17 protein-coding genes are annotated in these 17,816 nt (G+C 59.2%); 10 read left to right on the top strand and 7 right to left on the bottom strand.

All coding sequences use genetic code 11. The features are described from left to right. Window positions 1–54 precede the first annotated feature (54 nt). A complete protein-coding gene (greA, locus tag QZ540_RS03085; RefSeq protein ID WP_049327910.1) occupies window positions 55–552 on the bottom strand; it encodes a transcription elongation factor GreA in 498 nt (165 codons plus the stop codon). Between the two features lie 418 nt (window positions 553–970). On the opposite strand from greA, the gene mca reads away from it, so the two are divergent. The 5 genes from mca (at window position 971) to QZ540_RS03060 (ending at window position 5,970) form a co-directional block, all read left to right on the top strand. Next, window positions 971–1,942 (top strand): mycothiol conjugate amidase Mca, encoded by a 972-nt coding sequence (gene mca / locus QZ540_RS03080; protein WP_294627649.1) that lies wholly within the window; start codon window positions 971–973, stop codon window positions 1,940–1,942. A 281-nt stretch (window positions 1,943–2,223) separates the two neighbouring features. Then, the gene (uppS, locus tag QZ540_RS03075) at window positions 2,224–3,033 is read left to right on the top strand and encodes a polyprenyl diphosphate synthase (protein WP_294627647.1); all 810 of its coding nucleotides are present in this window, start codon (window positions 2,224–2,226) and stop codon (window positions 3,031–3,033) included. 87 nt (window positions 3,034–3,120) lie between these two features. Beyond that, window positions 3,121–3,648, top strand: a complete 528-nt coding sequence (locus QZ540_RS03070) for a prepilin peptidase (RefSeq protein ID WP_294627645.1) — start codon at window positions 3,121–3,123, stop codon at window positions 3,646–3,648. A gap of 127 nt (window positions 3,649–3,775) precedes the next feature. After that, window positions 3,776–4,282: an NUDIX domain-containing protein gene (locus QZ540_RS03065; protein ID WP_294627643.1), complete on the top strand. Its 507-nt coding sequence runs from the start codon at window positions 3,776–3,778 to the stop codon at window positions 4,280–4,282. A 470-nt stretch (window positions 4,283–4,752) separates the two neighbouring features. Beyond that, window positions 4,753–5,970, top strand: a complete 1,218-nt coding sequence (locus QZ540_RS03060; RefSeq protein WP_294627641.1) for an MFS transporter — start codon at window positions 4,753–4,755, stop codon at window positions 5,968–5,970. Window positions 5,971–6,102: 132 nt separating this feature from the next. On the opposite strand, the gene QZ540_RS03055 is transcribed toward QZ540_RS03060, so the two are convergent. Both QZ540_RS03055 and QZ540_RS03050 read right to left on the bottom strand, forming a co-directional pair. Next, a complete protein-coding gene (locus QZ540_RS03055) occupies window positions 6,103–7,509 on the bottom strand; it encodes a class II fumarate hydratase (protein WP_070644148.1) in 1,407 nt (468 codons plus the stop codon). 224 nt (window positions 7,510–7,733) lie between these two features. Beyond that, window positions 7,734–8,453: a carbonic anhydrase gene (locus QZ540_RS03050; RefSeq protein ID WP_294627638.1), complete on the bottom strand. Its 720-nt coding sequence runs from the start codon at window positions 8,451–8,453 to the stop codon at window positions 7,734–7,736. Between the two features lie 417 nt (window positions 8,454–8,870). Here QZ540_RS03050 and glpX point away from each other — a divergent pair, with 417 nt between their 5' ends. Next, entirely contained in the window at window positions 8,871–9,878 is a 1,008-nt protein-coding gene (gene glpX, locus QZ540_RS03045) for a class II fructose-bisphosphatase (protein ID WP_294627636.1), read from the top strand. Window positions 9,879–10,028: 150 nt separating this feature from the next. On the opposite strand, the gene QZ540_RS03040 is transcribed toward glpX, so the two are convergent. The 3 genes from QZ540_RS03040 to QZ540_RS03030 all read right to left on the bottom strand — a co-directional run bounded on the left by QZ540_RS03040 (window position 10,029) and on the right by QZ540_RS03030 (window position 12,978). Continuing rightward, window positions 10,029–11,030 (bottom strand): peptidoglycan bridge formation glycyltransferase FemA/FemB family protein, encoded by a 1,002-nt coding sequence (locus QZ540_RS03040; RefSeq protein ID WP_294627634.1) that lies wholly within the window; start codon window positions 11,028–11,030, stop codon window positions 10,029–10,031. 19 nt (window positions 11,031–11,049) lie between these two features. Beyond that, window positions 11,050–11,688: a 5-(carboxyamino)imidazole ribonucleotide mutase gene (gene purE / locus QZ540_RS03035; protein ID WP_294627632.1), complete on the bottom strand. Its 639-nt coding sequence runs from the start codon at window positions 11,686–11,688 to the stop codon at window positions 11,050–11,052. 99 nt (window positions 11,689–11,787) lie between these two features. After that, complete coding sequence (locus tag QZ540_RS03030; RefSeq protein ID WP_294627630.1) at window positions 11,788–12,978, bottom strand: 5-(carboxyamino)imidazole ribonucleotide synthase; 1,191 nt, start codon at window positions 12,976–12,978, stop codon at window positions 11,788–11,790. A 370-nt stretch (window positions 12,979–13,348) separates the two neighbouring features. Between QZ540_RS03030 and QZ540_RS03025 the strand changes: the two genes are divergently transcribed. Continuing rightward, complete coding sequence (locus QZ540_RS03025; RefSeq protein ID WP_294627628.1) at window positions 13,349–13,966, top strand: GtrA family protein; 618 nt, start codon at window positions 13,349–13,351, stop codon at window positions 13,964–13,966. A gap of 111 nt (window positions 13,967–14,077) precedes the next feature. Here the strand turns inward: QZ540_RS03025 and QZ540_RS03020 are convergent, their stop codons facing one another. Next, window positions 14,078–14,878 carry a TIGR03089 family protein gene (locus QZ540_RS03020; protein WP_294627626.1) on the bottom strand — a complete coding sequence of 267 codons (801 nt, stop codon included), beginning with the start codon at window positions 14,876–14,878 and terminating at the stop codon, window positions 14,078–14,080. A 652-nt stretch (window positions 14,879–15,530) separates the two neighbouring features. Here QZ540_RS03020 and QZ540_RS03015 point away from each other — a divergent pair. The 3 genes from QZ540_RS03015 (at window position 15,531) to QZ540_RS03005 (ending at window position 17,677) form a co-directional block, all read left to right on the top strand. Further along, the gene (locus tag QZ540_RS03015) at window positions 15,531–15,947 is read left to right on the top strand and encodes a WhiB family transcriptional regulator (protein WP_005506882.1); all 417 of its coding nucleotides are present in this window, start codon (window positions 15,531–15,533) and stop codon (window positions 15,945–15,947) included. Between the two features lie 20 nt (window positions 15,948–15,967). Then, complete coding sequence (locus tag QZ540_RS03010; protein ID WP_049355007.1) at window positions 15,968–16,195, top strand: DUF3499 family protein; 228 nt, start codon at window positions 15,968–15,970, stop codon at window positions 16,193–16,195. 147 nt (window positions 16,196–16,342) lie between these two features. Beyond that, the gene (locus QZ540_RS03005) at window positions 16,343–17,677 is read left to right on the top strand and encodes a DUF1461 domain-containing protein (RefSeq protein WP_294627623.1); all 1,335 of its coding nucleotides are present in this window, start codon (window positions 16,343–16,345) and stop codon (window positions 17,675–17,677) included. The last annotated feature ends 139 nt before the right edge of the window (window positions 17,678–17,816 follow it).

Genomic DNA, 17,816 nt, shown 5'->3' with positions numbered 1-17,816 from the left:
TGTTTTGTTGTAAAACTAACGCTGTCTCTCAGCCCTAGCCTCTTGGCTAGTCTCTTAGCCCTGGTAGGGGGTCACGGAGACAATCTTGGCGCTCAGTTCCTTACCGTTCGGAGCGGTGTAGGAAACCTCGTCGCCCTGCTTAGCACCCATGATTGCGGCACCCAGCGGCGACTTCTCGGAGAAGACCTTTAGGTCGGTGCCGGCAGGGAGGGTGTCCTCAATTTCGCGGGAGCCGAGCAGGAACTTCAGGGTGCGGCCTGCAACCTCAGCTTCGATGACCATGCCGTGGCTTACCACGCCGTCATCAACGGGCGCCTCACCAATCTGTGCGGTTTCGAGCAGGTGCTTGAGCTGCTTGATACGCGCCTCGTTCTTAGCCTGCTCGTCGCGTGCTGCGTGGTAGCCGCCGTTCTCGCGGAGGTCACCCTCATCGCGTGCCTGCGCGATGCGGTCAACGATTTCCTGGCGGTACGGGCCGGAGAGGTGCTCCAGCTCCTGGGTGAGGCGGTCGAAGGCGTCCTGAGTGAGCCATGCACCGGTGTTTTCAGCCATGCGTGTCCTTTGCTTATGCGCCGGCTCTGCCGGTGCGAAACGAATAAACCCGCTACCGCGTGCCGCGTTCAATGCGCGGCGGTACCGGTAACGGAATGAATCAACAGACCTATTCTAGAGCACCGGAGGATTTTCGGCTGTTATGCCGGTCGTATCTTCCCCTCTGAACGCATCTTCGTCGGTACGCACACCGGTAGCTGAACACTCCGCCAGTATCAGACTGTTTCATGCCCGTGAATCTGCTGATATGACGGCACGTTTCACGATGTCACACGGCGTCATCTGCGCTAGTACACCGGCGCTATCCTTGGGTATCATACGAGAAGCTACAACCGTAAAATTTCTGCCGTGTAGCGCTCGCATTCGCGAGTCACAGACACATCATCGACCCCTGGCGCATCACCTAAAGGAGACCACCGTGAGCGAAGCCATTGAACAGCTGAAGGCAAACCTGCCGACTCACCCTCCCGTGGACTCCCTCAAACCGCTGGAGGAGGACTACACCGGTCTGCGCATCCTCGCGGTGCACGCACACCCGGACGACGAGTCCTCCAAGGGCGCCGGTACCGCCTCGGCGTATATTGCCCGTGGTGCCCGCTTCATGGTGGCGACGATGACCGGCGGCGAGCGCGGTGACATCCTGAACGAGGAGATCGATAAGAGCCCGCGTGCGCACCGCGACCTGCCGGGTCTGCGCCGTGCTGAGATGGCGGCTGCCCGCGAGATTATGGGTATTGAGCACCGCTGGATTGGCTTCTTCGACTCGGGTCTGCCCGAGGGTGACCCGATGCCGCCGCTTCCTTTCGGTAGCTTCGGTACCATGCCCCTGGACCGTGCCGCCGCTCCGCTGGTGCGCCTGGTCCGCGAGTACCGCCCGCACATCATCATTACTTATGACGAGATTGGCGGCTACCCGCACCCCGACCACATCATGACCCACAAGGTTGCCGTGGAGGCATTCGAGAAGGCGGGCGACCCCGAGGCATATGTGGGGGAGGGTGAGCCCTGGACCCCGCAGAAGCTCTACTACGACCGCGCATTCAACCCCGAACGCACCCTAGCCTTGCACGAGCACCTGCTCGATACGCACGGTGAGAGCCTGCTGAGCGGCTGGATTGAGAACATTGCGCACCGCGCAACGTCGGGTGAGGCGCCTCGCCACGAGACTACGACCCGCATCCTGGTGACCGATCACTTTGAGCAGCGCGATCAAGCTCTGCGCGCGCACGCCTCGCAGGTGGACCCGAACGGTGTGTTCTTCGCCGTGCCCAGTGAGCAGCTAAAGGATATTTGGCCCTGGGAGGACTACACTCTGGCTGCCTCGCACGCTGAGGTTCAGCTGCCCGAATCCAGCCTGGATGAGGGCCTGAGCGATTACTACGTTATCTAGGTTGGGGTGCATCGCCCCACGTTAGCGAATGATGCCCTTCGCCCGCGATATGAATCGTGGGTGAAGGGCATCAGCTCTTCTTACGTACTCGAGGTGTACCGTCCCTTCGCACGCCCCCCCTACGCCCTTACCTGCCGCCACAAATTTTGAGCCGATTCTCAGCCCAACCGTGATGCCGATTGCCGCGAAGGTACGGTGCGGCGGCGTAGAATAAGAGCTTGGGCTCTTTCGTTAGGAGCCCGCTGAATCATCCGCCACGACAGCCGAATGAGGTATGAGCTATGAGCGCCAACGCCCTGCCCGTGATTACTGTGCACGGCCACGCCAGCAACCCCGGCACTGTCACTGAGCCTACCGTCTATGAGCAGGCTCTGGCGCGCTCGCTGAGCCCTGAATCCCTGCCGGCACATATTGGAGTGCTGGTGGACGGTAACCGCCGCTGGGCGGCTCAGCGCGGCTTGAGCACCCGTGAGGGTCACGCCGCCGGTGCGGAGCGAATTATTGATTTTCTGGCCTGGTGTACTGAGCTGTCGATTCCGCAGGTGAGCCTGTACATGCTCTCCACTGAGAACCTGAAGCGCCCCGAGAAGGAGCTGACCGGTCTGGTCGCTGTGATTGATGCGTTTCTGGTGCGTCTGGTGGAGTCCGCCTGCGGTCCGGTGCGCGCTATCGGCAATATTGATCTGATTCCTCGCCAGCTGCACGAGCGCCTGGACTGGGCGATTGAGCAGACTGCGCACCTGCCTGGCGTTCGCGTGAACATTGCGGTCGGTTACGGCGGCCGCCAGGAGATTGTGGACGCGGTTCGCTCAGTTCTGCGTGAGGCCGCCGCTGAGGGCGCATCCTTGGAATCGCTTGCTGAACAGCTGAGCGTTGAGGATATTTCTTCGCACCTGTACACCTCCGACATGCCGGACCCGGACCTGCTGATTCGCACCTCGGGCGAGCAGCGCCTGTCCGGTTTCATGACCTGGCAGAGCGCGTATTCTGAGTTTTATTTCTGCCGTGCCCTGTGGCCGGATTTCACACGCGTTGATTTTCTGCGTGCCCTGCGAGACTACGCGAACCGTTCCCGCCGTTTCGGTTCTTAGAACTTAGACGCTCTAGTACCGGCGGCGTTTGCCTCTCGGTTCTTGCTTCCCGACTGGTAGCCTCCAGCATTACAGAATGGACGTTCTATGCTCACTGAGCTTTCCCGCCTCTACAACGCAGGCGGCGCCTCCGTTTTTGCCGCGCTGGTGCTCGGCAGCTACCTGCTGTATTTTCTGTGGTGCACCGTGCGTCTGTGGCGTATTGACGTGCGGGAGCACCGTCTGCCGCACCGCATCCTGATTCCGCTGGCTATTGCCACCTATACGGCGCTACCGGTGTCTTTGCTTTTTGCCGGTCGCCCCGCCGATATCTGGCGCGTGATTGGTGCCGGTTTGGTGCTGTGGTTCTGCTACGGGCTCCTGCGTATTCTGTCTTTCGGCGCGCTGGGCCGCGGGGATGTGAAGCTCGCCGGAATCCTGGGCGGCGTGCTCGGGTACCTGTCCTGGGCGAACCTGGGCTGGGCGTCGCTGGTGACCTTCCTTGCCGGTGGTCTGGTGTCCCTGGCGCTGGTGCTGTTCACGAAAGCGCACGGTAGCACCCGCATTGCCTTCGGCCCGTTTATGCTTCTGGGCGCGCTGGTGGCGTTGGCGGCTCCGGCGTATTCTCTGTGGTAGATTCCGAAGTGGGGTGACCGTCCGGCTTGGCGGCGGGCTCATTCTTTGCGCGGCTCGCGGCTGTTTGCTCTGCTCTCTAGCACCTATTTCTCGGTAGAACTGCCGGGGCTTTTGAAAGGTTGATGTTATGCCTACTCCTCCCTTTATCCGTAAGCTGCGTGAGCGGATCGGCTCGGACTACCTGTGGCTGTCCGGCGCGACGGCGGTGGTGTACCGTGAACAGGATTCTAAGGTGCTGCTGGTGCGCCGTAGCGATAACGGGGCGTGGACCCCGATTACGGGCATTGTGGACCCGGGGGAGAGCCCCGCACTGACCTGCCTGCGTGAGGCGCAGGAGGAGGCGAACGTGCAGATTGAGGTGCTGGAGCTGGCGCAGGTGAAGGCTGACCCGCCGATGCAGTTCGGCAATGGTGACCGTTGCCAGTTCTTGGATCATACGTTCTTGTGCCGCTGGGTTTCCGGTGAGGCGAAGGTGAACGATGAGGAGTCTTCGCAGGTGCGTTGGGTGGATGTGTCTGACCCGGCGGAGCGTGCACTACTTTCGGAGCGGATGCTGGACCGTATTGATGCGGCGCTGAACTATGACGGCCACTGCCGTTTTGGGCTGGAATCGGTGCCGCCGGAAGAGTACTAGACCGGCTATTTGGATTGAACAGAAGCCGCTGATTGAGGCGTGCATAGACAGAAGGAGGGGCGACCCGCCGTCATGGCGAGTCGCCCCTCCCGCATTTTTGTGACAGTTTGTTACATGTTATTGGATGGTTCTTCCTGTTTTTCTGTGGGATTGAAGAGCTAAAATCCCAAGTTTTGCTGTGGCTTTGCCTTGTTTATGTCTTTTTTACTTTAAGTTGTGCCTGTGTGTCGAGTTATGAGTGGTGCACATGAGATGCTTTATATATGACGCGGGTTACATTGGGAGTGACGGCCCCGTATTAGTCAGTAACCCGAGAAAAATCCGTTCACGTGATGTTCTGGTGAGCGTGGTCGCTTTCCTTTTACTCTGCCTATAAATCTTTAAGGCATGCCATTTTTCTGTGAACTAGGCTCATTGTGTTCATCGCAATTCTTGGTCGCTATTTTGACGCGTCCTGGAAGGAGTAAGGCATGACAACACACAAAATACCCTGGAGAATCTACGTAGCCCTTATCGGCTCTCTGGTAGGTACAGGAATATATTCCTTCGCCCTACCCATTGCGATTCTCGCTAGTACAGGCGAAATTGGGCTGGCCGGCGTGATGGCGGTAGCCATGCAAATCCCCAATATCGCCTTGGCATATCCGCTAGCAACCCTATCGGATAGTCTGCCTCGAAAACCTATGATTGTGATTGCCGGGGCAGTAAACATCCTCAGCATCCTTACCTTGGCGTTGATGATTGAGCAGCATATGCTGTCATGGTTCGCCATCGCCGCACTAGGATTTGTGAGCGGTGTCTTCTCCGAACTGGCTGCTGCCTCAGAAGCAGGATATATCCCGCAGCTTCTCGGACGAGAAAACCTTCTTTCGTACAACGCACGTCGTGAAATTTGCGAGGGAATATCCGCAATCATTGCGCCCCCTACGGCAGGATTTATTGTTCTTGTTGCGGGTGCAACGGTCGGTCTTATCGTCCCGGTGCTCCTTTTCGGGGCGGCAACTATTTCATACGCAACGTTGCCATCCGTAGAGATGGAAGCTAAAACTGAGCAACGCGAAACCGCACAACATGGGTTTATTCACCGAATGTTTGACGGTATCCAATACATGTTCTCCGGCGCCCCGCAGAGACTTATCCTTGTCTACACGTTCTTCTTGGCGGCAGCTACGGCGTCGTATTCACTCATCATTATTTACCGCCTGTACGAGGAACTCACTTTTGAAGCCTCAGTGGTAGGCATGATTATGGCCTGCAGCGGTATCGGCGGTATTGTCGCGGCACTCATCATCGATCGTTTCCTCTCTTTCGAGAACACACGAGGAATGCTGCTGGTCGCCAATCTCGTATCCCTGCTCGGAATACCGCTCGTCACCGTCAGCAATAACCCCGTAGTGCTCGGTGCCCTACTCTTCATACTGGACGTAGGATGGGCATCAGCTTTCATCTTCTCCAACAATCTGCGTGACTGCATTACACCGAATGAGCTACTGGGGCGTGCCAGCTCCCTTGACGGTGCCGTGTTTGGACTAGGAACGCTGTACTCCATGGGCGCGGTAGCACTGATGCTTGACCATCTCGGCTCCTTCAACGCTGCGCTTGTCGTCAGTATCCCGGCTGTACTCTGCCTCATCTACACGCTGGTCCACTATAAACAGTTCAAAGTGTTCAATATCGTTGAACAATAGTGAGAACCTGCTACCAACTCAATGACGGGGCAGAGAACACAGACAGAAGGAGGGGCGACCCGCCGTCATGGCGAGTCGCCCCTCCCTCTATGGTTAAGCCGCGAACCTCAACCGAGGTTCAGGCGGGTGAGATTAGAAGTTGCCCAGCATCTTGGTGACGTCCAGAGCCGCATCCAGCTGCTCCTCAGTCACTTCGCCGCGCTCCACGTAACCCAGAGCCACAACAGCCTCACGGACAGTCACCTTGTGAGCCACCGAGTACTTAGCGATCTTCGCAGCAGCCTCGTAACCAATCAGCTTGTTCAGCGGGGTCACGGTCGACGGCGAAGCCTCAGCCAGGAAGCGGCAACGGTCAACGTTAGCGGTCAGGCCGTCAATCATCTTCTCAGCCGAAACACGGGAGACATTAGCGAGCAAGCGGATCGACTGTAGCAGGTTAGCAGCCATCACCGGAATACCCACGTTCAGCTCAAACGCGCCGTTAGTAGAAGACAGAGCAATGGTTGCGTCATTACCGATGACCTGAGCGGCAACCATGATGGTAGCCTCACAAATCACGGGGTTGACCTTACCGGGCATAATCGAGGAACCGGGCTGCAGGTCGGGGATGTGCAGCTCGCCCAGGCCGGTGTTCGGGCCCGAACCCATCCAGCGGATGTCATTGCTGATCTTCATCAGGCCGTACGCCAGGGTGCGCAGCTGACCGGAAACCTCAATCAGGCCGTCACGGTTAGCCTGAGCCTCGAAGTGGTTACGAGCCTCAGTCAGGGGCAGGCCGGTCTCCTCAGCCAGCAGCTCAATCACGCGAGCGGAGAAGCCGTCCGGGGTGTTAATGCCGGTACCCACAGCGGTACCACCCAGGGGAACCTCAGCCACGCGAGGCAGGGAAGCGTTCACACGCTCAATGCCGTAACGCACGGTAGCGGCGTAGCCGGAAAACTCCTGACCCAGGGTGATGGGGGTTGCATCCATCAGGTGGGTACGACCGGACTTCACAACGTCCTTGAACTCAACGGACTTGCGCTCCAGGGACTCAGCGAGCACCTCCAGAGCGGGAATCAGGTCCTTCACCAGAGCCTCGGTCACAGCAACGTGCACGGAGGTGGGGAAGACGTCGTTGGAGGACTGAGAAGCGTTCACGTGGTCATTGGGGTGAACCTCAATGCCCTTAGACTCCAGGGAACGGGTTGCCAGGGTTGCCAGAACCTCGTTCGCGTTCATGTTCGAGGAGGTACCGGAACCGGTCTGGAAGACGTCAATGGGGAAGTGGGCGTCGTAGTCACCGGTTGCTACCAGATCCGCTGCGTCGCGGATAGCCTGGGCGCGCTCAGCGTCGAGCACCTTGAGTTCCTCATTGGCGGTCGCGGCTGCCTTCTTCACGAGGGCAAGCGCACGAATATGGGCGGATTCGAGGGTCTGACCCGAAATCGGGAAGTTCTCGACTGCGCGCTGGGTCTGTGCACGGTAGAGTGCATCAGCCGGAACGCGAACTTCGCCCATGGTGTCATGTTCAATGCGGTATTCAATGTTTTCAGCCATACCTCTAGGATAGGCGTTCAAAGTGGCTTACGTCGCCTTGAAAAGGTGTCAAAAGAGGAAAAACGCTCATAAATTTTGCGGCGTGAGAAGGCGCAGAAAAACCCCGCCCCGGCAGATGTGCGAACACGCTACCGTGGCGGGGGTATCCCATAGAAAAATCTGTTGTTAAGTGCGAGCGTGTGGGTTCTCGCACTAAGGCTCGTAACGAGCGGAGAAGAGGAAATCTAGTCCAGGTTCTCGGCAACCACAACGCGCGGGGGAGTCTTCACGACCACCGGAAGCGCCTGGGTCGGCGGGTTCTGACCATTGTTCTTCTCCTCCGGCAGGGTCAGGTCCTGCGAACTGAACACCAGCTCCGCCTTACCCTCCTTCAGGTGGTAGAAGACACCAATCACGGCGACCTTACCCTCAACCACCGCATCCGAAATAATGTGGGACTGCTCAATAATGCGGATAGCGGTCTGGCGGGTGTGCTCACGCACCATGTCGTTGACGGTCGGGTTCTCCGGCAGCTTCGGGGACATCACCGAAGGCAGGATGTGCTGCACCAGGTTACGGATGAAGCCGTGCGGCATCTCGCCGGATTCCAGGGACTTGCTGGCTGCGGTCACAGCACCGCAGGAGTCGTGACCGAGAACCATCACGATGGGGGTCTCAAACTCCTCAACCGCGTACTCCAACGAGCCGAGCGCAGCGTTCTCCAGCACGTGGCCGGCGGTACGCACCACGAACGCGTCACCCAGACCCAGGTCAAAAATAATCTCCGCCGCCAGGCGAGAGTCACCGCAACCGAAAATCGAGGCGAACGGGAACTGACCCGATGCAAGGTCGGTACGGCGAATCGTGTCCTGGTTGGGGTGCTCATTGCTACCCTCAACAAAACGGCGGTTACCGTCCTTCAGACGCTTCCATGCTTCTGCGGGAGTCGGTTGGATGCCGGCCATATGATGCTCCTTAGCGGACAAATACAGATAACGCGTGCCGTCGGAGCCAGCGAATCTGCGAACGGGTATGTGGGGCTTCAGGCGCTCGCGCTGAAGCTCAGCTCCTTGCCGGGAGCCTCCCGGAGAAAGAACCTACCTCAAATATGCCTTAAAAATGCGAAAAATAGCTAGTTTGGCGCGCCTTCACAGCACCCAAAATCAGCGCCTCAGAGCATATGAAACCTCGAAGAGAGACGCAGCCCTCACCGATTTGCCGCATCTGCTCACCTTAAAGTCAACACGCACGCAAACTCGTTCAGAACAAGAAAAACGAAGCCTGAGCGCGCTATCCTGAAAGGAGCACTACTGCGTCGGCGACTTCGTGCTGGAAAGAACCAGCCAGCCGACAGTGTATTCAGAAATCTCGAAGGTGAGTCTATGACTACGAACAATAACCACGGCGACCGCAACCTCGCAATGGAACTGGTCCGCGCGACTGAAGCAGCAGCAATTGCTGCAGGCCCCTGGGTTGGCGCAGGCGAAAAGAACCTCGCAGATGGTGCAGCCGTAGACGCAATGCGCTACCGTCTCTCCACCGTCAACTTCAACGGCACCGTCGTCATCGGTGAAGGCGAGAAGGACAAGGCTCCCATGCTGTACAACGGCGAGAACGTCGGCGACGGCTCCGGCCCCTCCCTCGACGTGGCAGTTGACCCCATCGACGGTACCCGCCTGACCGCACTCGGCATGGACAACGCCCTCTCCGTGATTGCTGTGGCAGACGGCGGCACCATGTTCGACCCCTCCGCAGTGTTCTACATGGAGAAGCTGGTCACCGGCCCCGAAGCCGCAGAATTCGTGGACCTGCGCCTGCCCGTCAAGCAGAACCTGCACCTGGTCGCTAAGGCTAAGGGCAAGAAGGTCAGCGAGCTGACCGTCTGCGTGCTGGACCGCCCCCGCCACGCCAAGCTCATCCAGGAGATTCGCGATGCAGGCGCCCGTACCCGCATCATCCTCGACGGTGACGTCGCAGGCGCTATCGCAGCCTGCCGCGAGAACACCGGCGTGGACCTCATGCTCGGCACCGGCGGCACCCCCGAAGGCGTCGTCGCAGCGTGCGCTATCAAGGCAACCGGTGGCGTGATTCAGGGCCGTCTGGCACCGACCGACGAGGCTGAGCGCGAAAAGGCACTGGAAGCCGGTCACGACCTGGAGCGCGTGCTGACCACCAACGACCTGGTCACCAGCGACAACTGCTTCTTCGCCGCAACCGGCATCACCGACGGCAAGCTGTTGCGCGGCGTGCGCTACAGCAAGAACGTTGTGACCACCCAGTCGCTGGTCATGCGTTCCTCCTCGGGCACCGTGCGTACCGTTGAGGCTGAGCACCGCCTCTCCCGCCTGCGCGAGATTCTCTCGCACACCAAGAGCCCCGGCGAAGCCTAAGCCTTTGAGGTAGCCCCCAAACATATGGAGCCGCCCCCGACCGAAGAACTCGGTCGGGGGCGGCTCCCTTGTATATTGAGCCCGTATATTGAGCTCGTATATTTAGCTTTTAGCTCTCAGGACATACCCAGAGCGGGGCGCCTGAAGTCGTTAGCGAGAGCGGAAGGACTGAACCTTTGCCTTCGCCTTTGCCACTGCATCGCGAACCGCAGGGCGAGCCTTGTACGCCAGGGTGTAGGCGCGGTAGCCCAACGAGGTGACCGGAACATCCCAGGTACCCGGGTACTCCACCGACTCGCCGCCGAAGGACTTCTTGAACTTCGTGAAGCCAGCCCACTCGTGGTCCGGCTGATCCTCCGGTGCGATACCGAACAGGTCAACGTACTTCAGACCCTTACGCTTAGCGTCCAGGATGAAGTTCGTAACCACCGGAATACCCGCGGACAGGCGGCGATGCTCGAAAGAAGCCGCCGCGTGCGCGTAGGTGCGGGTGTCGTCCGAGTCGTACACGAACGCCGCCGCAATCGGGGTGCTCTCGCCATTCTCGCCTGCCAGCTTCGCAATGTAGAGCGACGCCGCGCCGGCGGGCATCAGCACACGAGCCACCTGCATCAGGTAGTCATCCTGCTGACGGTTGAAGCCGTTGCGGTCTGCGGTCTCATCCAAGAACGCGAACAGAATCGACAAATCCTCAGGGTTCGTCGACACCTCAATCGTCACGCCCTTCTTGTGGATGTTGCGGTGCAGGTTGCGGTTATTGGACTTCATGCCCTTGAGAATCTCGTCCTCAGAGCCCGAAAGGTCAATAATCTGCGTGTGCGAAGGCTGCACCTGGCGAGGAGCCAGAACCGCACCGCGACGAGCCAAGAAAGCAGCCGCATCCTGGTTGCCCCAAATAGCGGATTCAGTAGGCTCAATGCGCACAAACAGGCAACGATGCTTCGCAGCCTCTTCCTTCAACGACGTGAGAGCCTCATCAAAAGCCACAGCGCTGGAGGCGACCGGTCCGTACGGGCTGTACAGGTAGCGGCCGGTAGTGCCGCCCTCAACGGTCGCAAGGTACGACCAGCCGTTACCGCTCTTACGGATCACGGTGTGACCATTAGATTCCTGAAAACGTGCCCAAATATCGGACTGAAGAATATTGCTCATCCTTCTAGTGTATCCGAGCTTAGGGAACGTAAGCCTGGGGCTCCGACGACGCTTCGGGTGCAGGAGTGGGGCGGGGTGCGGAGGAGCTTTCCTCCGCCTCGCGCTCAGCGGCTGCCTTAGCCTTCGCCTCGGCAACGCGGGTGCGCAGAGCTGCGCCCTTGTCCATCGCGGTCTGGCGCAGATCCTGAGAGAATTCGCGCAGGTCAGCGTGAACCTGCTGAGCGAATGCGTCAGTGCCCGAACCCAGAATACGCAGGGCCAGCAGACCAGCGTTGCGAGCACCGTTAATGGAGACGGTAGCCACCGGAACACCGGCGGGCATCTGGACAATCGACAGCAGCGAGTCCATGCCCTCGAGGTTCTTCAGGCGAACCGGAACACCAATCACGGGCAGTGCGGTGACGGAGGCGAGCATGCCGGGCAGGTGAGCGGCACCGCCGGCGCCAGCAATAATCACGCGGATACCGCGGTTGTGAGCCTTCTTGCCGTACTCAATCATGTCCTCGGGCATGCGGTGCGCCGAAACGACGTCAGCCTCGTAAGGGATGCCGAACTCGTCCAGCACCTCGGCGGCGGCCTCCATGACCGACCAGTCCGAATCCGAACCCATCACAATACCGACGATGGGCTGGGAAGAATCATAGGGAGACTGAGACATAATCCTCATATCCTTTCAGGATGCGGTGGCGAACCACCATCAATAGGGTGCGTCGGATACGCAGGATGCTCTCACCCCACGCACCGGCTAAAACAGGGGCTACAGGGGGCGGCCGTCACGCAAAATGGAGGCGGCATTCGCGGCGCTGTGGCGCAACTCGTCAAGCTCAGCCACCGTGCCGGTAATGTTCACGTGACCAATCTTGCGGCCCGGACGGGTTTCCTTGCCGTAGAAGTGAATCTTCGCGCGCGGCTCAGCCGAAAGCGCCAGCGGGTAGACGCCGAAAATGTCTTCGTTCTCGCCGCCCAGGTAGTTCTTCATCACGGCAACGCCCTCCAGCACGGAGGTGTCACCCAGCGGCAGGTCAAGTACCGCACGCAGGTGCTGCTCGAACTGGCTGGTCACCGAACCGTCCTGAGTCCAGTGGCCGGTGTTGTGCGGGCGCATCGCCAGCTCGTTGATGTAGAAGCCTGCGGGGGAGCCGGGCACCTCGAAAAGCTCGGCAGCCATCACACCGGTGACACCCAGCTCGGAAGCAATAGTCACGGCGGCGGAGGCGGCGGCCTCAGCAATCTCGGGGTCCAGATTCTGCGCGGGGGCAATAACCTCGTCGCAGATAGAGTTCACCTGGATGGTCTCAACGACCGGCCAGGGGCGCACCTCGCCGCTTTCACGGCGAGCAACCAGCGCGGACAGCTCACGGGTGAAGGGCACCTTCTCCTCGGCAAGCAGAGCAGAGAAATCAGTGCGGGAAGGCAGCTGCTCGAACCACTCGGCGCTGCGCTCGCGAGCCTCGGCGGGAGAATCCAGAACGAGGACGCCCTTGCCGTCGTAGCCGCCGCGCGGGGTCTTCAGCACCACGGGCCAGCCAATCTCATCACCGAAGGCAAGCAGCTCATCTAGGGTAGAAACCTCAGCCCAGCGCGGGTTCGGCAGACCCAAACGCTCGACAGCCTGGCGCATCAGGAGCTTGTCCTGAGCGTACTGCAGGGCTTCGGGGCGGGGCTGTACATTTACGCCCTCTGCCATGAGAGCGCGCAGAAATTCGGTGGGAACGTGCTCATGGTCGAAAGTGATGACATCCTTGCCGCGAGCAAATTCGCGGAGGGTGTCCAAATCTTTGTAATCCCCGACGGGTGCGGTACGTACCGCCGCCACGGCGCCGACGGTGGGCGCCTCCGCAAGAATCTGCAGATCGAGGCCAAGGTTAGTTGCTGCGGGTGCCATCATGCGGGCCAGCTGGCCTCCGCCGATGACGCCAATTACGGGTCCAGTCACAGGGTAAGTCACAGCACCTAAGTGTACCGGTTTCAGAGTGCTTATGGGAGCAAGACCACATTAAGGTCACAGAATGGGTGCCAGAGAGGTGAAACAATCCAGCGCATAGATTCTTGCGCGATTGATATAACGCGGCGGATACGCGGTAAAGCCCTCAAGCTTGCCTCTTCGGCATCATCAGGGGCGAGGTGAACGGAGGTGTCCCGATAGCTGGGAGGTCCGTGGAAAAACTCTCAAAGGTACAAACAACGCACCGGGACTGTATTAACATATAAGAGCTTGTAAAAGAGGCTGAAGCATCACGCAGTGACAACGTAACCAACGCTCACCGTCGCAGCATCGGCACTTTTTCCCGAATAAAACCTCGCTAGATAGGCCCCGCATGAGCGCACAGACGAAACCGACCCTTACCGAACGCTTGAAATCTCTCTGGGACAGCTACGGTATTGAGGTGCTCAAATTCGGTACCGTGGGCGGCGCCGCCTTCATCGTCAACTCTGTGACGGTGTGGGTGCTGATGATGACCATCATGTCGGAGTCCCACACCAAGGCGAAGGTCGTTGCAAGTATTGTTGCGACCATCTTCTCCTGGCTCATGAACCGCCTGTGGACTTTCCGTGACTCCCGCTCCGAGAACTGGAAGCGCGAAGCTATCGAATTCGGCTTGGTCAACCTGCTCGGCATCCTCGTTGAAGCCGGCTGTGTGGCGTTCAGTACGTACGTGCTGAACCTGCGCACCCCCGAGGCGTCCTTCATCTCCGGTACGATCATCGGTACCATCCTGGGCACCATCCTTCGCTACTTCCTCTACCGCTTCTGGGTGTACGGTTCGCACCGCCAGAAGGTCGAAGAGGGCGAAGGCACCGACCATGAAGAGCTCGGCCGCATGTTCGACGAGGCCGCCGCCATTCTCGACGGCGAAGAGCCTGCAGCACGTAAGGCAACCTCTGAATCGGCTGCATCCGAGGCGCAGTCGAAGCCTGGTTCGCAGAACTCCTAGCCCCCGCTTAACGCCAGCCGTCAGCTAAGACTTGTTCCAAAAACTTATCCCCCGATACACGCTGTATCGGGGGATAAGTTTTTTTAAAATCTAGAAACTGTGGAAGACTCACTAGCTACGGGGAATCTCCGCTGCACGCTCGGAATCCATTAGGGACGCCAGCTGCTCATCCTGCCAGTCCACGCTCGGGTCAGCCACAAACACCGCATGACCGGAGAGCAAAATCGCCAGAACCTCCAACAGGGCGCTCATGGTCGCCTCCGAGGCATCAAAAGCGTAATCGGGGCTCAACTCCAGCGCGAGCGCACGCTGACCCGAAGGCAGCGCATAACCCGCCGTGCGATAAATCTGTGCCTGTGCAAGCGCCTGCTCGTACGCCTCCGCGTAGGTGAAGCCCTCAAGCACCTCTGCCGAGTCATCCGGAAGCATACCGGAGTACTGGTCGCCAAAGCTACGCACCAGCGCGCAATAATCGAGCACCTCATCGGCATAGGAGGATAGCGCCTGCAGGTCACCGGTGTAGGAAAGCGCCAGCGGGGCACGATCAACCGCCAGAAGGTACGCGGGGTCGTTCGTGTAGCCAGCCTCCTGCTCGGTGCAGACCGCAGCAACCAGCGGCTCATCCTGGTTCAGCAGGGCACCCACACGCAGCGCCGCCAAACCCAGAACAATAGTGCGCCAGTGCAGGGGCGCCTGAAGATCAAAACCTTCGCCGGGCTCCAGCTCGCATTCTTCAACCAGCAGGTTTGCGCTCTTATCAACCCAATTCATGAGGACCCTGCCGGAGAGCTCGATGCGCTCGCCATTTGCCGAGTACCAGATGAGGGCGGGGGTCTGCTGGCTGCTGAGCTTCTCAAAGAAGCGGTTCAAAGTTGTGGGCACGGAGGCGCCGGTGGGGGAGAGAGTAACCATGGGTTTCACTCTACCGCACCGTGTGGTGGGGCGCGTGGAGAAGCCGACGCTGGAGTAAAAGATACAGGGGTAAAGTAAAAATGCCTAAGGATGCCTTGAAAAATCTAATGGCTCAAAATGTTTGACAGCCCTAATGTCTCATTTTGGAATGCGGCATAAATATAAATTGGAAATGTAAATGCTTCGCAATGCCTCGAAAAAATATTCAGAAACCGCATGGTGAAAAAGATAAGTTTTTCTTATCTAATTATTAGAATCTTTCCCCGTACTCGAGATGGGGCGTGTGGGATGGTCGTCATGAACCCTTATATTTGCAGTCAGGATGCGGAATTTGCAGGCGATGGAAACCAGCCCTGGAGAAGGGAAAACCTGGGTGTCCCTTAGGTGTGAGCGAGGGCAAGTGGTGCGTGCGAAAATATATAAAGGTCAAATTTACATTAAATATGACGCCCCTAACACATACATCTAAATATTGTTTAAGTCTAGTTTGACGAAACGGCGTGTCGCACGTCTAATAGATATATAAGCGTGTTTGCCTTGGAGGGACCGTAGAGGCCAAAGCGAACCATGCCACACCATACACACTAAGATTCCGTCCACGACGGATCCGCAGACTCATTAAGCTCACAATGAGAACACGGAAGGAAAACCCATGGGCTCCTACATTGCATCGGACCGCTCCATCGCGGCCGCGCGCGCATCAGGCGCTCAGCACCGTAGCATGAATCCCACTCAATCTCTCGAAAAAGCCACCGACGCCTTTCTCGCAGACGCAGAACGAAACATGCCTGCCTGCACCGACGTATGGACCGCAGCGGCAGGACTCTACGGAACCGAAGGCGAAGACGGAGAACTCGCCTGGCAAGCTGAAGCGCTCTGCGCCCAAACCGATCCCGAAGCCTTCTTCCCCGAGAAGGGCGGCTCCACCCGAGACGCCAAAAGGGTATGCGGTGTATGCCCCGTGCGCGAAGAATGTCTACAATATGCAATGGACAATGACGAGCGCTTCGGAATCTGGGGCGGGCTGTCAGAACGTGAACGCCGCCGACTGCGCAAGCAGGCGAGCTAAGCCAGGAAGGTACCATCTACATGCAGACCGCACGACTGTGCTCCCGCCAGACCTGCCAGCGAGAGGCGACTGTTACTCTCCACTACTCCTACGCAGATTCCACGGCACTCATTGACGCACTCTCTGAATTTCGCGAACCCCACGCCTACGACCTCTGCGACGACCACGCCGCACGACTGACGGCACCGCAGGGTTGGCGAGTGGTCTACAAGGTACCCGTCCAGGGTGCGGACACCACCGAATCCTAGAATTCGAACCCAAGATTTAAACACCCGAATGCAAAGAACCTTCCGTGAATTCACACGGAAGGTTCTTTGCGTATGAGAAACTGGCAGATAGTACAGACACCCGCAACTCACTCAAACACCATTCACTCGAAGAAGAACGCGAGATCAATGAGCAAAGAAACACACCGAGGAATGTGGGGCGCACTGCGCCCGGCCATCCGCCGCAATAGCGCCGAAGAACTTCTCAAGGGCCGCCGCGCAGAGACCGTCACCAGCGAACCGGCACCGCACACCGGCGCCTTCGGACGCATCGCAGCAGACGTACCCACCGTCGCCGAAGAGCCGGACCTGCCCACCGGTTCCGTACCTGTCGTCCCGGCGCGCAGCAAACTTCGTGAGCAGGGCGTCGGCACCCGCGTGCGCACCCGCACCAATGTCTCCACCGGCTTCGTGCCCCTCGTTCGTGATTCGAAGAGCACCCCCAAAAACCCGACCCTCAGCGACCTCAACCGCGAAACCATGCAGAAGGCCGCCGAAGCAGAAGCCGCGGCAGCAGCGGAAGCTGAAAAGGCCGCCGAAGCAGAACCCGTCGCCACCGCGGAGGCGGCAAGCGCCTCCACCGCCGGACGCAAGTACCGCACCGAAACCACCCGCACCGGCCACACCCAAGCGGTCGCAGACCCCAACGCGCCCCTGTCCTCCCTGGCAGCCTCACCCGAGGCCGCTGAACGCGCCGCGGCACGCGAAGACGCCGTGGAAGACACCCCGCGCCTCCTCAAGCTCCGCGCAACCCTCATCGCGCTCACCGTACCGCTGACCGTACTCATGATCGCAATCCGCGCCGTAGCCTCCGCGCCCTTCCTCTGGCTCGAATACCACCGCCCCGGATTCCCCGAAGACAGCTACGGCTACTACCTCCTTGAGAGGATGCGCCTGGGCTCCTACGGCGTGGACTACATCAACAACTTCGCGCCGCGAGAATACCTCGCCCGCGTTACCACCGGTGCCGACAACACCCTCGCCTTCACCGAAGCAGAAGTGAACCACATGCACGACGTGAAGTGGGTGCTACTCATCGCCACCGTAGCCGTTGCGGCGCTTTTCCTCGTGACGCTCTTCAGCAGCATCTCCCTGCGTGAGCGTGCCCCCGGAACCATCCGCCGCAGCCTTTTCTCGGGCGCGTGGATTACCCTGGGACTCATCGTGGCACTCGGTGTTGTGGGCGTCTTCGGCTGGGAATGGCTGTTTACCACCTTCCACCAGGTGTTCTTCCCGCAGGGCAACTGGGAATTCTCCGTACGAAGCTCCCTGATTCGCCTCTACCCGCCGCAGTTCTGGATCGACGCGGCAATCGCCGTAGCGGTCCTCGTGGCAGCGCAGATTACCCTCCTGCTCGTGACCACCTGGCCCACCAAATACCGCAAGCTCAAGGCAGAACGCCGCCGCCAGGAACGCCAGGAACTGCGCGTCAAACTCGCCTCCGCACGAGTCGGCGAGAACTAAATTCCATAAGCCTTCTCGCTCCCCACGTTAGAGCGCAGAGGGCACAACAAAGGGGGCTGGGCTCTACCACACGGTAGAACCCAGCCCCCTTCGCTATACCCAAGCTCGCATCGCTCGCGTCTAAACCCGAGCCTAAAAC

This window comes from uncultured Rothia sp. (assembly GCF_916049665.1).
Taxonomy (GTDB): domain Bacteria; phylum Actinomycetota; class Actinomycetes; order Actinomycetales; family Micrococcaceae; genus Rothia.
The sequence above is the reverse complement of the archived record's forward strand: the minus strand, read 5'-3'. Positions and strand labels throughout refer to the sequence as shown.